The following is a 13,509-nucleotide window of genomic DNA, read 5'->3' as shown; positions in this document are numbered from 1 at the left end:
CCATCGCCGTTGCGCTTCAGCTCGCGACTGATCGTGCCCGGGCTGCGGCCCAGCGTCCGCGCAATCGCCCCCTGCGAGCGCCCCAGCCCGCGCAACGCACTGATCTGATATCGTTCTTCCTGGGTCAGCTGCCTGTAGTGCCTCATCGGTACGCCTGAATGGGTTTGGGGTGAGAGCCACCCATTCTACGGCGGCAGCTGGCCCACCCCTTCCGGGTTCAGGCGTTGCAGTTATTCTATGAATTCAGGTGTCGGTATATCCGTGCGGTCCGCCTCCCCTTAGGAAGATGGAAATGAGGTGTCGTCGTACTCCAGCTGGTCAAAGTCAACGCGGTAGATGCGGCGAACGATCTGAACGGCTTCGGTTGTATAGAATTCGTTGAGCTGTGAGGCTGCGCGCGTGGCTTTGTCCTTGTCCGAGGCGTAGGTCGCATGCAGGGCAGAGGGTAAGGGCTGGTTGGTGCGTTCCTGAAGTAGATGTCGGAGATCGTCCGCGAAATGTTCGAAACGGATGACCGTGTCATATAGGGTCGGCGGGAGTGCCATTAGTTTGATTTGCAGGTCCCAGTGGGGGTCTTTGGTTAGGCCGCCTTCATCGAGCCAGCGTAAGAAGGAGTCGAACCCCTCGGGTGTCAGGTCAAACTGACCATGGCGGTGTCTGAACCGTTCGTGGCGGAACTTTTCGAGGAATGCGGACAGGACTCGGGTATATGGGTTCCGTTTGACCGTGATGATTGAGTATTTTTCGAGATTTCGGTGGGCGCGCGCCTGGTTTTTGCAACCGAGGATGGGTGTGGTTTTTTTTATGGTCTTGTGATGAGGTGTCTGACCTGTCTCGAGTTCGGTCAGGATTCCGAGCGTGGTGGTGTTGGCATTCTTCTTGACCCGGTTGAAAAGGATCCCGGTCTTCGGGAAGACGGCAATGCGTTTCAAGCCAGCCGGGTTGACCCTGCGCCATCCGTATTTCTGACACATGGGCAGGTATGCGTGGGTGAGGACCTGCAGGTTCTCGATATTCCGCGTTACGAACGACATCCCTGAATGGTGTCGGCTCAGGGAGCGCTTGGCAAGATTTGGCTCGGACGGTTCGCCAGCAGGGCATCCAGGCGCTCGGTGACCTCGGCCACCGTGATGCGCTCCATCACGTCGGGTTCGCGCACGCGCCGGCCCCAGCGCAGGTCTTCGGGCGGCTTGCCGAACGCGGCCCGGCAGGCCTCGGGGTACTGGTTGACCACCCATTGCCGGCTGCAATAGGGGCCGGTGCGGTCGGGGTTCGAGCCGGCGTACAGGCCGATCACCGGGGTGCCGGTTGCGTTGGCCATGTGGGCGGGGCCGGAGTCGGGCGAGACCAGCACCTGCGCGCGTTCGAGCACGGCCAGCAGCTGCTTGAGGTCGGTCCGGCCGACCAGGTTGGTGACGGGGTGGCGGCATTGCGCGGCGATGGCCTCGCCGTATTCGCGCTCGAGCTGCGTGGGGCCGCCGGTCAGCACGATGCCCATGCCGTGGCGTTCGGCGGCGTGGTCGGCCACCGCCGCGTAGCGTTCGGGTGCCCAGTTGCGGAAATTGCGAAAGCGGGCGCTGGAGCACGGGTTGATGGCGAGCCAGGGTCGGTCCGCGGGCAGGTGCTCTTCGGCCCAGGCCCGGGCCTCCCGCGGCACCGGGATGTCCCAGCGCAGGATGCGTTCGCGCACGCCCAGTGCCTCGGCGAAGCCGAAGAAGCCGTCGAGCACGTGTTCTCGCGGGCGGTGGGCGATGCGGTGGCGGGTGAACAGCCACTGGAAGTCGCGCGCGCGCTGGCGGTCGAAGCCCAGGCGCAGACGCGCGGGGACCTGCAGGCCCAGCAGGCTGGCGCGCAGCGAGACCTGCATCTGCAGCAGCACGTCAAACCGGCGGCCGCGCAGGGCGCGGCGCAGGTCGCCGTAGGCGCGGCGGCCGCGGTTCTTGTCCACGACCACGAACTCGACCCCGGGCAGTCCTTCCAGCAGCCGGTGTTCCAGCCGCCCGATGATCCAGGTGATGCGGGTCTGCGGCCAGGCGGCCTGCAGGCTGCGCACCACCGGGACGACGTGGGTGCAGTCACCCAGGGCCGACAGCCGCAGCAGGCACAGCTCGTCCGGCGGGGCCTCGATCAGCGGGCGGTCGGCCGAGTACTCAGGAGGCATCGTCCGGGCCCTGTTCGCGGGCGGCCTTCTTGCGCTTTTTCTTCAGGGCCTTCTTTTTCTTGTTCTTCTGCCAGGGCATGCGCCCGATATGCTTGGTGTGCAGGCCCGGGTACGGGTCGGGTGCATCCTCGGGCTGGGTCTTGAACCGCCGATGGGCCCAGAAATACTGCTGCGGTGCGTGCCGGACGGCGTCTTCCAGCACCGCGTTCATGCGTGCGGCGTCGCGGGCGCGATCCTCGCTCGGGTAGTCCTCCAGCGGTGGCCCCACCACGAACTCGTAGCCGTCACCGGCGTCGTTCACGTAATAGAACATCGGCAGTACGCGCGCCCGACCCATGCGCGCCAGGCGCGACAGGCCGGTGGTGGTGGAGGCCTGCATGCCGAAGAACGGGGCGAACACCTGCTCGGTGCGCCGCATGTTCTGGTCGCCGGCGTACCAGATGGTCCCGCCCTTTTTCAGCTTGCGCAGGATCCCGCGGATGTCGTCCTTGGAGATCACGCGTTCCAGCTTGCGCTCGCGACCGGAGCGCAGGGCGCGTTCCAGCACCGGCTTCTTGTCCATCGGCTTGTAGATCGCGGCCATGGGTACCTGCGCGCCGAACAGCCGACCGGCCATCTCGATGCAGGAGAAATGCCCGGACAGCAGGATCACCGGGTCACCGGCGTCGTGCGCCGCCTCCAGGTGCTCCATCCCGTGGAAGCGGCACGGCACGCGGTCCACCGCCGGTCCGCCGAACCAGCCCAGTGCCACCTCGGCCACCCCGCGACCGGTGTAGCCGAAGTTGGCGCGCACCCAGCGTTCGCGTTCTTGCGGGGCGAGGTCCGGGAAACACAGCTCGAGGTTGCGGCGCACCACGTAGCGCCGGTCCCGCGCCAGGTAGTAGAGCAGGTGGCCCAGCCCGGTGCCCAGACGGATCGCCAGGCGCCAGGGCAGGCGGGCGAGCAGCCACAGCAGGGCGACGGCCAGGGCCTGTCCCCAGTTGGCCGGATGCCAGGCTTGTTCGCGGCGTTGCGATGTCATCGTTGGTCGAAGTCGGGTGTCGGGTAGATAATGTTGCGCATTGTACATTCGGGACCGCCGGGACGGGGCGTCGCCGGTGGCCGTCTCCGGGGTCGCCCCCCGAAAGTGAGGAACGCGTGCAGGAAGGGATCGCAGCAGAGTTGCAGGCCGCCAGCCGGCTTTTCGGACAACTGGCCGAGGATGCGGAATTCCTCGGGGAGGTGGAGGCCGTCGCGCGGCGCTGGCTGGCCAGCCTGGATGCCGGCGGCCAGATCCTGCTTGCGGGTAACGGCGGCAGTGCGGCGGATGCCCAGCACATCGCGGCCGAGATCGTGTGCCGTTACCGCGTGGTGCGGCCGGGCGCGGCGGCGGTTGCGCTGACCACCGACACCTCGGTGCTGACGGCCATCGCCAACGACTTCGGTTACGAGCAAGTATTCGCGCGGCAGGTCGAGGCGCTGGGGCGCCCCGGCGACGTACTGGTCGGCTTCACCACCTCGGGCGAGTCCCCCAATGTGCTGCGCGCGCTGGAAACCGCCGGGCGCCAGGGCCTGACCACGGTCGCGCTGACCGGTGCGCGGGGGCTGCCCGCCGGTCCCACGGTGGACCATCTGCTGGCGGTGCCGGACGCCGCGACCGCACGGGTGCAGGAGGTGCACGGGCTGATCGGGCATCTGTTGTGCGCCGTGGTGGAAGATGCCCTGGTCGCCCGCGCGCAGGGCGACGCGGCGCCGTGAGCCGGCCGGCGCTGTTCCTCGACCGTGATGGCGTGATCAACGTGGATCACGCCTATGTGTACCGGCCCGAGGACTTCGATTTCATGCCCGGGATCTTCGAGCTGGTGGCCCGGGCCGGTGCCGCCGGCTACCCCGTGGTGGTGGTCACCAACCAGTCCGGCATCGGTCGCGGGTACTACGGCGAGGACGACTTCGAGCGGCTGACGCAGTGGATGCGGGCCCGTTTTGCCGAGCGCGGCGGACGTCTGGATGCGGTCTATCACTGCCCGCACCATCCGCGCGATGCGCTGGAGCCCTGGCGGCGCGACTGCCCGGACCGCAAGCCGGCCCAGGGCATGCTGTTGCGGGCGCGGGACGCGCTGGACGTGGATCTGGCGCATTCGGTGCTGGTGGGGGATCGTCCCTCCGACCTGGAGGCCGCGCGCCGTGCCGGGGTGGGAACGCGGCTGCTGTTCGCCCCGGAGACCCCGGATGCGGATCAGGCCGCCGCGCTGCAGGCGGATCCGCAGGCACGCCGGATCCGTTCCCTGCAGGAGGCGGCGGCGCTGCTGGAGACGGAACGCTCCTGATGCGGCGCGCCGGTTACGCGGTCCTGTCACGCCTGCTGGCGCCGGTCATGGGCGCGGTCCTGTGGCGGCGTGCCGTGCGCAACCACGTACCCGCGGCGCGCCGCCTGGAATGGTTGGGCCGGGGTGCCGCGCCGCCGTCGGGGGCATGGTGGGTGCATGCCGCCTCGGTGGGCGAGGTGGAGGCCGCCCTGCCGCTGATACGGGGGCTGCGCGAGCGATTCCCCCGGGTGTCCGTGCTGGTGACCACCACTACGCCCGAGGGTGCGGCGCGGATCACCGCGGCGGGCATCGAGAACGTCCACCACCGTTTTCTGCCGCTGGATCTCCCCGGCGCCGTGCGGCGCTTCGTGGCCGCGGCCCGACCGCGTGCCGGGGTGATCGTGGAGACCGAACTGTGGCCGCATCTGTTCGCGGCCTGCGAGCGCGCCCGGGTGCCTCTGGTGCTGGCCAGCGGTCGGCTCTCGGATCGTGCGTTTCGGCGTTATCAGGGCCGGCAGCCGCTGATCGGGGAGGTGCTGGGCGTGCCGCGGCGGATCCTCGCGCAGGATGCCGCTGCGGCGGAGCGCTTTCGCATCCTCGGCGCGCCGCCGTCGCGGGTCGAGGTGGGCGGCAACCTGAAGTTCGATCGCGATCCGCCTGCGGGCGCCGAGGGGGGCGCGGCACTGCGCGCCGCCCTGTGGTCCGCGGAGGTGCCGGTGTGGGCGGCGGTCAGTACCCGCGAGGGCGAGGACGAGGCCGTGCTGGCGGCCCATGCCGCCTTGCGCCGGCGCCATCCGGACGCGCGGCTGATCTGGGTGCCGCGTCACCCGCAGCGTTTCGATGCCGTGGCGCGGGCGGCCGCGGACGCGGGCCTGTCGGTGGCGCGACGCTCGCTGCTGGCGGACGCGCCCGGCCGCGCGGACCGCGAGGCCGACGTGCTGCTGGGGGATACCCTCGGCGAGATGGGGCTCTATCTCGCGGCGGCCGACGTGGCCTTCGTCGGTGGCAGTCTGGTGCCACTGGGCGGACAGAACCTGCTGGAGCCGGCGGCCCTGGGGCGACCGGTGCTCACCGGTGCGGACGTGTCGAATTTCGCCTCCGTCGCCCGCGCCCTGGATGCCGTGGATGCCCGCATCGAGGTCGCCGATGGCGACGCGCTGGGCGCGGCACTGGCCGAACTGTTCGACGCCCCGGAACGAGGGCGGCGCATGGCCGCGGCCGGCCAGGATGTGGTGGCCTCCGGGCGTGGCGCCGTGGCGCGGGTCCTGGACGTGCTGGAAGAGACGGCGGCGACCGGCTGATTGCGGGCCGGGGCCGCGCGGCTCCCTGGCACAGAACCTGCCGATCGGTTATGGCCGGATCGAGGGCGTCCACCGGCCATGTTCGCGTGCGAGCACGCTCCCACCTTTCTGTTCGCATCACCCCGCCCGTGGAAGCGTGCTCGCACGCGAACCGACAGGGCCCGGGTCACTCCCCGGAACCGCCGGATGACTCACTCTCCGGGCGCATCCGTTTGAATCGCAGCATCTCCGGTCACCGCCGGAAGATCACTCTTCGGGGCCGGCCTGTTCCTCCTCGCCGAACTGGCCCTTCTGCAGCGCGGCGTAATGCCCGCCGGCCTCCATCAGCTCGTTGTGCGTGCCGGATTCCACCACCCGGCCGTCGTCCAGCACCAGGATGCGGTCGGCGTCTTCCACCGTGGACAGGCGGTGCGCGATCACCAGGGTCGTGCGCCCGCGCATCAGCTGTTCCAGGGCGTCCTGGATCTTCTGCTCGGACTCCGAGTCCAGCGCCGAGGTGGCCTCGTCGAGGATCAGTATGGGTGCGTCCTTGAGCAGGGCGCGGGCGATTGCCAGCCGTTGCCGCTGCCCGCCGGAGAGCATCACGCCGTTCTCGCCCACCACGGTGTCGAAGCCGTCGGGCAGGTCGTCGATGAACTCCAGGGCGTTGGCCGCGCGCGCAGCCTCGTGCAGCTCCTCGGCGGAGGGTTCGCGCGCCAGGCCGTAGCCGATGTTGTTGGCCACGGTGTCATTGAACAGCACCACCTGCTGGCTGACCAGCGCCATCTGCCCGCGCAGGTCGCGCAGTGGATATTCCCGCACCGGGTGTCCGTCCAGGCGCACCTCGCCGTGCTCGGGCTCGTAGAAGCGCGGGACCAGGCTTGCCAGGGTGCTCTTGCCGCTGCCGGAACGTCCGACCAGGGCCACGGTCTGCCCGGGCCGGATCTCCAGCGAGATGTCGCGCAGCACCCAGTCCTCGGTCTGGGGATAGCGGAACCAGACATGGTCGACCTCGATATGTCCCTCGGCCCGTTCCAGGCGGCGTTCGCCGTGATCCGGCTCCGGGGCGGTATCCAGTACCTCGAACACGCTCTCGCCCGCGGCCAGCGCCTTCTGGATCTCCGAGTTGACCTTGACCACCCGCTTGAGCGGCGGAAGCAGCAGGAGCATGGCCGCGATGAACGAAATCATGCCCCCGGGGGTGATGGTTTCCATCACCATGTCCATGGTGGCGAGATAAACGATGATCGCGAGCGCGATGACCGCACCGAACTGTGACAGGGGCTGGCTGGCGGCCTCCACCGTCTTGTAACGCATGAACTGGCGGTGGTGGCGGTCATTGATCTTGCGAAAGCGGTCGGATTCATAGTCCTCGGCGCCAAAGATCTTGACTTCCGAATGTCCGCGGATGCTGTCCTCCGCAACCTGGGCATAATCCCCCACCGAACGCTGCATGCGCCGGCTGAACTTGCGAAAACGCTTGTTGGCCCCGCTGATGACCAGGGCCACCGCCGGCGCCAGCCCGAACACGATCAGCATCAGCCAGCCACTGAGCCAGGTCATGTACATCAGCAGGAACAGGATGGTGAAACTGTCCTTGACCAGGATCAGGATCGCCTTGGAGGCCGCGGCACTGATCTGATTGACGTTATAGGTCAGCTTGGCCAGCAGGGTGCCGGAGGAATGGCGGTCAAAGAACCCCGCCGGAAGTCGCAGATACTGATCGAATACCGCCTGCCGGATGTCCTTGACCACTTTGCGCCCGACCCAGGCCACGGTGTACTGCGCGGCAAAGGTGGTGAACGCATAGAAGAAAAAGATCCCGACCAGCCCCAGCGGGACCCAGATGCGGGCATCGGGGTCCTGTTCGATGAACGTGCCATCCACCAGCGGCTGGATGATCCAGGCGAAGGCGGCCTGTCCGGCGGCGGCCAGGATCATCGAGATGATCGCCACGATCCCCATGCGCCAGTAGGGCTTGATGAACTCGAAGATGCGGAGGAACAGGCGCCAGGATTCGCCGGCGCTGGGGTGGGTGGCGTCGAGGGCTTTTCTCTTCATGCGATTGCGGGGTCCTGGTCGGAACGCCGGCTGCGGGATTGGCTGCGAAACCGGGCAGGCATGATAACAGACTGCCGCGGCACGGCTGCGGAGTCCGTGGGCTCGTTATTCGGCCGGGCGCAGCCAGCCCCCGCAATGCCGGCACTGGTAGCGATACCCCTTTTTCTGGATCAGGGCATGTCGTTGCGGACTGAGCGCGTGGTGGGTGCAGTCGCAGATATAAGCATAGGTTCGTTGCCGGCGTGCGGGTGTGAGCGGGGTGGCATGCCGCACCCGCGGTGCCACCCCCAGGTGATGCATGATGGCCTGCCATTCCGCGCCGTGCGGACGGACCCGGCGTCCGCGATAAAGGACATGGACCGCGGCGTGGGCGACTTCGTGTGCAATGGTTTCCGGGAAATGCGTATTCCAGTCGCGTACAAAAGCCTCGGGATTGAAACGGATGGCTGGATGGCCGCGGTGGACCCGGAACTGACCGGCGGCGCGGCCGCGCAGATCAAAAAGAACCGCCGGGGTGGAAGACGCCGGGTGGCCGGTGGCCTCGATATAAAAGGAACGCGTGCGTCGGCAAATGCGGTCGCGGGTTTCAGGGTCGAGATTCATGCGATGTTTTGGTTTTGCGCCGGGTTTCGTGGCATATTTGTCAAAAGATGGATCGAACGCAACATTTTGTGCCTGTGGCCCGCTCCGGTATGTAAGTCCTCCGGAGCGGGCAGAGAACGAAACGAACAATGGAGAAAAGTATGACCGTGGATGACAAGAAGGCCTCCGAACTCTCGGCCGAGGAACTTTATGCCCTGGCGCGCGAACGCGAGCGCGAGGAAGAGGAACGCAAGGAAGCCGAGCGCAAGGAAAAACGCGAGGCGCTGAAAGAAAAGCGCCGCGAAATGCTCGCCCGGCACAAGGCCGAACTGCGCGAAATCGATCGCCAGATCGAGGAACTGGGCGGGCGCGTCGGGGGCAGGCGGAAGGCCTCGTCCGCACGCGGCGGGCGTCGCGGCGGCGGTGGTTCCATCAGCCAGAAGCTGTGCGACATCGTGGCCTCTCAGCCCGAAATGAGCGTGAAGGACATCAAGGCCGAGGCCGAGAAGGCCGGGCTGGATACCCGCAACATCAGCCAGACGCTGGCCTACCTCAAGCGTCAGGGTCGTCTGACGTCGCCGCGTCGCGGCGTTTACAAGGCCGCCTGAGAAAGGGGCACCCGGGAGCGGGCGGTCCGCCCCTCCCCCTCCCGTCCCGCGGGGGAAAGCCGACGGCCTCATCCGGCCGTGGATTTCAGCTCGAGTCCGTTTGCGGGGTCGCGTGACAACGCGGTTTCGCCGTTCAGCCAGCGCTGGATCTCGGCGCCCGCCACGTGATGGCGCCAGCCGCTGCCGAGGCGGCTGTCTTGCGGGCGTCCGCGCACCAGTTCCACAACATCCTTGCGCTGGGCGATGGCCGCGGGCGTGATCTCCTGCCGGCGGGCGAGTTCGCGCAGCAGGGCCATGGCCATGTCGGCGAGCACCTCGTCGGCCTCGGACAGCGGCTTCTGCTTCGGCAATGCCGGCCATTCCGACTGCGGACGTTCGCGTCCTGCCCGAATCGCCTCCAGCAGGCCCTGTACCCGGTCGTCGTTCATGCCCGAGGGGAAACCGCGCAGCCCGCGCAGTTGTGCGGTCCCTGCGGGTGCCCGGCGGGCGATCTCCAGCAGCAGGTCATCGCTCAGGACCCACTTGCGCGGCCGGTCGCTGCTCTGCGCCGTGCGTTCGCGCCAGGCGGCCACGGTCTGGAGTACGGAGAGTTCGCGCGGTTTCAGACGCTTGTGGCCGGAGACCCGGCGCCAGGCTGCTTCCGGATCGGCGCGGTAGGCCTCGGGATCGGCGAGGGCATCCATCTCCGGCTGCAGCCATTCCAGGCGCCCGCTGCTTTCCAGGTCCGCGTGCATCTGCTGGTACAGGGCCGCGAGATAGCGCACATCGTCGGCAGCATATGCCAGCTGTTCCGAATCCAGCGGACGGCGCGACCAGTCGGTGCGGGTCTGGCTCTTGTCCAGTTCGTGGTCCAGCACCGCGCGGACCAGATTGGCATAGCCGACCTGATCGCCGTGACCGAGCATCGCCGCGGCAATCTGGGTGTCGAAGGCCGGTGCGGGTACGTCGCCGGTCTCGCGCAGCAGGATTTCCATGTCCTGCCAGGCGGAGTGAAACACCTTGGTGACGGAACGGTCGTGCAGCAGCGGGGCCAGCCGTTTTACGTCCAGCGCCAGCGGGTCGATGCTGGCGATGTGCTCCGGGGTGGCCGCCTGGATCAGGCAGAGCTTCGGGTAGTAGGTCTTTTCGCGCAGGAACTCGGTGTCCAGCGCGATCCACGGGGCACCCCGGACGGCCTGCAGGAATGCCTGCAGTGCCTCCGGGGTATCGATCAGGCCATGATCATGCATGGTCGTCGTCGGGGCGGTTCTGTGCGAATGCCTCCAGCTGCTCGTTGCTGGCCGGTTTCTGATACCGCTCCTTCCACTCGGCGTAGGGCATGCCGTAGACGATCTCGCGGGCGGCCTCGTAGTCAATGGACTCGCCGCGTTCCTCGGCGGCCGCGACATACCATTTGGACAGGCAGTTGCGGCAGAAACCGGCGAGGTTCATCAGATCGATGTTCTGCACGTCCTTGCGCTCGTCCAGATGCTGCAGCAGCCGCCGGAAAACCGCGGCCTCGATCTCGGTCTGCTTGTTCGGGTCCATGGGGCCTCCGAAGGGGTCACGACTGAATGGCCGGGAGAGTATGCCGCAGCCGGCCTTCCGGGTGCGATGGCCACGGGTGGATCAGGTCAGGTGCAGCAGCCAGCGCTTGCGCACGTCGCGCAGCAGCACGAAGATCAGCGGCCATATCAGAGCGCTGCTGAGCACGGGCGCCCAGTACCACGGGGTGCCCGGCGGCAGGCCGGCCAGGCCCTGCGGCCACAGGGCGGTGAGCTTGTACAGGGCGATCAGGCCGGTGACCACGATCATCTGCTGCCACAGCGGATAGACCCGCAGGCGTGAATGCAGCTGGATGGTGAGGTAGGCCACCAGGGCCATCGCAACGGCATTCTGGCCCAGCAGCTGGCCCTGCAGGACATCGAGCAGCAGACCGGCGCCGAAAGCCGTGAACACCCCGACCCGCTGGGGGAAGGCCATGGCCCAGTAGATCAGGACCAGCGCTACCCATTCGGGTCGCAGCAGCGCGAGGCCCGCGGGCAGGGGCACGATCGCCAGCGCGAGGGCCGCCAGCAGGCTCAGCGGGATCGGCCAGGGAACGCCCGTGCCGCCACTCATGGCGCCGGCGCGGATTCGGTTGCGCTTTCGGCGGGCAGCGGCGTGGGGATCGCGTTGCGTTCGCGGTCCTGCATCCACAGCAGCAGCACCTCGCGCGAGCGGTCCAGCGCGGCCAGCGGTTCCGCCTCAATGGCGAGAAAGGGCTCGCCCGGCGGGCGTTCCACCGAGGTGACGCGCGCGACCGGGTAATCCGCAGGAAAACGACCGCCCAGCCCCGAGGTCAGCAGCAGGTCACCCTCCTCGATGTCTTCCTGTGGCGGGACGTGGCGCATGTGCAGGCGCTGGGGGTTGCCGGTGCCGACGACGATGCCGCGCAGGCCGGTGCGGGCGCTGACTACCGGCAGGGCATGTCCGGGGTCGGAGATCAGCAGGGCCGTGGCGCTGGAGTATTCGGCGGAGAGGATCTGACCGACAACGCCGTCGGCGTCGATCACCGGTTGTCCGGCATACACCGCATCGCGCTGTCCCTTGTCGAGCACGATCTGCTGGCGGAAGGGGTCCAGGTCCACCGCAAGGATCTGCGCGACCTGGACCTCCTCGTCCGCCTGACGGGCGGTGTTGAGCAGGGCGCGCAGGCGGTCGTTCTCCGCTTGCAACGCCTCGAAACGCAGCTGGCGGGCGCGCAACTCGCTGTTCTCGCGCCGCAGGATGCGGTTCTCCACCACCAGATCCTCGCGGCTGGAGAACGATTCCAGCACCCGTGAGCCCGCGCGGATGGGCGCATCCACCGCGACCTGGATCGGGTAGGCCACGGTCGCGAGCACGCTGCGCACCGTCTGCAGTTCGTTCAGGCGGTGGTCGAGCACCATCAGCGCGATCCCCAGCAGGACCACGAACAGCAGACGCAGCGTGGGCGAGATGCCCAGTCTGAACAGCGGCTTGCTTATAACCGAACCTCCGGAACGCGGGGCGACTCCCGGGGACGAGCCCGGGACCGGAGTTTACTCCATGGAGAGGAAGTCGACCCGCTTCTCGTCGAGCATTTCCAGGACCCGGCCGCCTCCGCGGGCGACGCAGGTGAGGGGGTCGTCGGCCACGACTACCGGAATGCCGGTCTCCTCCATCAGGAGACGGTCGATCTGCTGCAGCATCGCCCCGCCGCCGGTCAGCACGATGCCGCGTTCCGCGACATCGGAACCCAGCTCCGGCGGGGTCTGTTCCAGCGCCGTGCGCACGGCCGAGACGATCCCGTACAGCGGATCCTGCAGGGCCTCGAGGATCTCGTTGGAATTCAGGGTGAACGAGCGCGGCACGCCCTCGGACAGGTTGCGGCCCTTGACCTCGATCTCCAGCAGCTCCTTGCCCGGATAGGCCGAACCCACCGCATGCTTGATGCGTTCAGCCGTGGCCTCGCCGATCAGGACGCCGTAGTTGCGGCGCACGTAGGCCATGATGGCCTCGTCGAAGGTGTCGCCGCCGATGCGCACCGACTCGGAATAGACGATCCCGTTCATCGAAAGCACGGCGACCTCGGAGGTGCCGCCGCCGATGTCCAGCACCATGGAGCCGACCGCCTCGTCCAGCGGGATGCCGGCACCGATCGCCGCGGCCACCGGTTCCTGCAGCAGGTAGACCTTGCGCGCCCCGGCGCCAAAGGCGGATTCGCGGATCGCGCGGCGCTCCACCTGGGTGGCGCCGCAGGGCACGCAGACCAGCACCCGCGGGCTGGGGCGGAAGATCCGCCGTTCGTGCACCTTCTTGATGAAGTACTGCAGCATCTTCTCGGTGGTGGTGAAGTCGGCGATCACGCCGTCCTTCATCGGCCGGATGGTCACCACGTGCTCCGGTGTGCGCCCGAGCATCTTCTTGGCCTCGATGCCGACGGCCTCGATCGAACGCGGTCCCCCGGGGCCCCGGTCCTGACGAATGGCCACGACGGAGGGTTCGTTGAGCACGATGCCCTGGCCGCGCATGTAGATCAGCGTATTGGCCGTGCCGAGGTCGATGGAGATGTCGTTGGAGAACAGCCCCAGGAGGCGTTTGAGCATGGGGTACGAACCTGCTTGCATGGTCGGCGGGAAAGCCACGGACTCTAGCAACCGCCCCGGGTTTGGGCAAGGTCGGGGTTGTGGTAAGTTTGCGCTCCGTCTCAGCGTATCCCTGAGTGTTTCGTTATCGCCCGCAGCGAGGGTCCGCAAGCCATGTCCGTAGACACCGAACACGTCCAGCGCATCGCCGAGCTTTCGCGTCTGGCGATGGATGACGACCAGGCCCGCGAGTTTGCCGGCGGGCTGAGTGACATCTTCGACTTCGTCGAGCAGCTCGACGGCGCCGACATCGAGGGGGTGGAGCCGATGGCCCATCCGATGGACGCGGCCCAGCGCATGCGCCCGGACGCGGTCACCGAGCCCGACCGGCGCGACGACTACCAGGCCATTGCCCCGGCGGTGGAAGGGGGGCTCTACCTGGTGCCGCGCGTCATTGAATGACGC

The 13,509-nt window shown here is 67.8% G+C and carries 16 protein-coding genes; 5 read left to right on the top strand and 11 right to left on the bottom strand.

Annotated features, from left to right (window positions below):
• The 4 genes from F573_RS14760 to F573_RS0103640 all read right to left on the bottom strand — a co-directional run.
• The coding region (locus F573_RS14760) for a helix-turn-helix domain-containing protein (RefSeq protein ID WP_155986640.1) at window positions 1-146 on the bottom strand (146 nt) is incomplete at its 3' end.
• A gap of 132 nt (window positions 147-278) precedes the next feature.
• The gene (locus F573_RS0103650) at window positions 279-1,034 is read right to left on the bottom strand and encodes a sulfotransferase family 2 domain-containing protein (RefSeq protein ID WP_019021493.1); all 756 of its coding nucleotides are present in this window, start codon (window positions 1,032-1,034) and stop codon (window positions 279-281) included.
• A 17-nt stretch (window positions 1,035-1,051) separates the two neighbouring features.
• Entirely contained in the window at window positions 1,052-2,161 is a 1,110-nt protein-coding gene (locus F573_RS0103645) for a glycosyltransferase family 9 protein (protein ID WP_019021492.1), read from the bottom strand.
• The gene (locus F573_RS0103640) at window positions 2,151-3,182 is read right to left on the bottom strand and encodes a lysophospholipid acyltransferase family protein (RefSeq protein ID WP_019021491.1); all 1,032 of its coding nucleotides are present in this window, start codon (window positions 3,180-3,182) and stop codon (window positions 2,151-2,153) included. Before F573_RS0103640 ends, F573_RS0103645 begins: the two co-directional genes overlap by 11 nt.
• 140 nt (window positions 3,183-3,322) lie before the next feature.
• On the opposite strand from F573_RS0103640, the gene F573_RS0103635 reads away from it, so the two are divergent.
• The 3 genes from F573_RS0103635 to F573_RS0103625 are packed head-to-tail and all read left to right on the top strand — an operon-like array spanning window position 3,323 to window position 5,747.
• A complete protein-coding gene (locus F573_RS0103635) occupies window positions 3,323-3,898 on the top strand; it encodes an SIS domain-containing protein (RefSeq protein WP_019021490.1) in 576 nt (191 codons plus the stop codon).
• Window positions 3,895-4,467 carry a D-glycero-beta-D-manno-heptose 1,7-bisphosphate 7-phosphatase gene (gene gmhB, locus F573_RS0103630; protein WP_019021489.1) on the top strand — a complete coding sequence of 191 codons (573 nt, stop codon included), beginning with the start codon at window positions 3,895-3,897 and terminating at the stop codon, window positions 4,465-4,467. The genes F573_RS0103635 and gmhB overlap by 4 nt, the downstream gene beginning before the upstream one ends.
• On the top strand, window positions 4,467-5,747 hold the full coding sequence (locus tag F573_RS0103625; RefSeq protein ID WP_019021488.1) for a 3-deoxy-D-manno-octulosonic acid transferase: 1,281 nt from the start codon (window positions 4,467-4,469) through the stop codon (window positions 5,745-5,747). Before gmhB ends, F573_RS0103625 begins: the two co-directional genes overlap by 1 nt.
• Before the next feature lie 246 nt (window positions 5,748-5,993).
• Here F573_RS0103625 and msbA read toward each other — a convergent pair whose 3' ends face one another.
• Window positions 5,994-7,787: a lipid A export permease/ATP-binding protein MsbA gene (gene msbA / locus F573_RS0103620; protein ID WP_019021487.1), complete on the bottom strand. Its 1,794-nt coding sequence runs from the start codon at window positions 7,785-7,787 to the stop codon at window positions 5,994-5,996.
• A 105-nt stretch (window positions 7,788-7,892) separates the two neighbouring features.
• Complete coding sequence (locus tag F573_RS0103615; RefSeq protein ID WP_018869792.1) at window positions 7,893-8,390, bottom strand: SprT-like domain-containing protein; 498 nt, start codon at window positions 8,388-8,390, stop codon at window positions 7,893-7,895.
• 140 nt (window positions 8,391-8,530) lie between these two features.
• Between F573_RS0103615 and F573_RS0103610 the strand changes: the two genes are divergently transcribed.
• A complete protein-coding gene (locus F573_RS0103610) occupies window positions 8,531-8,977 on the top strand; it encodes a hypothetical protein (RefSeq protein ID WP_018869793.1) in 447 nt (148 codons plus the stop codon).
• A 68-nt stretch (window positions 8,978-9,045) separates the two neighbouring features.
• Here the strand turns inward: F573_RS0103610 and rnd are convergent, their stop codons facing one another.
• The 5 genes from rnd to F573_RS0103585 all read right to left on the bottom strand — a co-directional run bounded on the left by rnd (window position 9,046) and on the right by F573_RS0103585 (window position 13,065).
• Window positions 9,046-10,206: a ribonuclease D gene (rnd, locus tag F573_RS0103605; protein WP_018869794.1), complete on the bottom strand. Its 1,161-nt coding sequence runs from the start codon at window positions 10,204-10,206 to the stop codon at window positions 9,046-9,048.
• Window positions 10,199-10,504 carry a DUF1244 domain-containing protein gene (locus F573_RS0103600; protein WP_018869795.1) on the bottom strand — a complete coding sequence of 102 codons (306 nt, stop codon included), beginning with the start codon at window positions 10,502-10,504 and terminating at the stop codon, window positions 10,199-10,201. The genes rnd and F573_RS0103600 overlap by 8 nt, the downstream gene beginning before the upstream one ends.
• Before the next feature lie 81 nt (window positions 10,505-10,585).
• A complete protein-coding gene (mreD, locus tag F573_RS0103595) occupies window positions 10,586-11,077 on the bottom strand; it encodes a rod shape-determining protein MreD (protein WP_018869796.1) in 492 nt (163 codons plus the stop codon).
• Window positions 11,074-11,937 (bottom strand): rod shape-determining protein MreC, encoded by an 864-nt coding sequence (gene mreC / locus F573_RS0103590; RefSeq protein WP_255349427.1) that lies wholly within the window; start codon window positions 11,935-11,937, stop codon window positions 11,074-11,076. Before mreC ends, mreD begins: the two co-directional genes overlap by 4 nt.
• Window positions 11,938-12,018: 81 nt before the next feature.
• On the bottom strand, window positions 12,019-13,065 hold the full coding sequence (locus F573_RS0103585) for a rod shape-determining protein (protein ID WP_018869798.1): 1,047 nt from the start codon (window positions 13,063-13,065) through the stop codon (window positions 12,019-12,021).
• A gap of 153 nt (window positions 13,066-13,218) precedes the next feature.
• Here F573_RS0103585 and gatC point away from each other — a divergent pair, with 153 nt between their 5' ends.
• On the top strand, window positions 13,219-13,506 hold the full coding sequence (gene gatC, locus F573_RS0103580; RefSeq protein ID WP_018869799.1) for an Asp-tRNA(Asn)/Glu-tRNA(Gln) amidotransferase subunit GatC: 288 nt from the start codon (window positions 13,219-13,221) through the stop codon (window positions 13,504-13,506).
• Window positions 13,507-13,509 lie beyond the last annotated feature (3 nt).

Origin of the sequence: Thioalkalivibrio sp. ALE23 (genome assembly GCF_000378545.1) — a bacterium.
In the GTDB taxonomy this organism is placed as follows: domain Bacteria; phylum Pseudomonadota; class Gammaproteobacteria; order Ectothiorhodospirales; family Ectothiorhodospiraceae; genus Thioalkalivibrio.
This window is presented reverse-complemented; position numbering and strand designations above follow the sequence as displayed.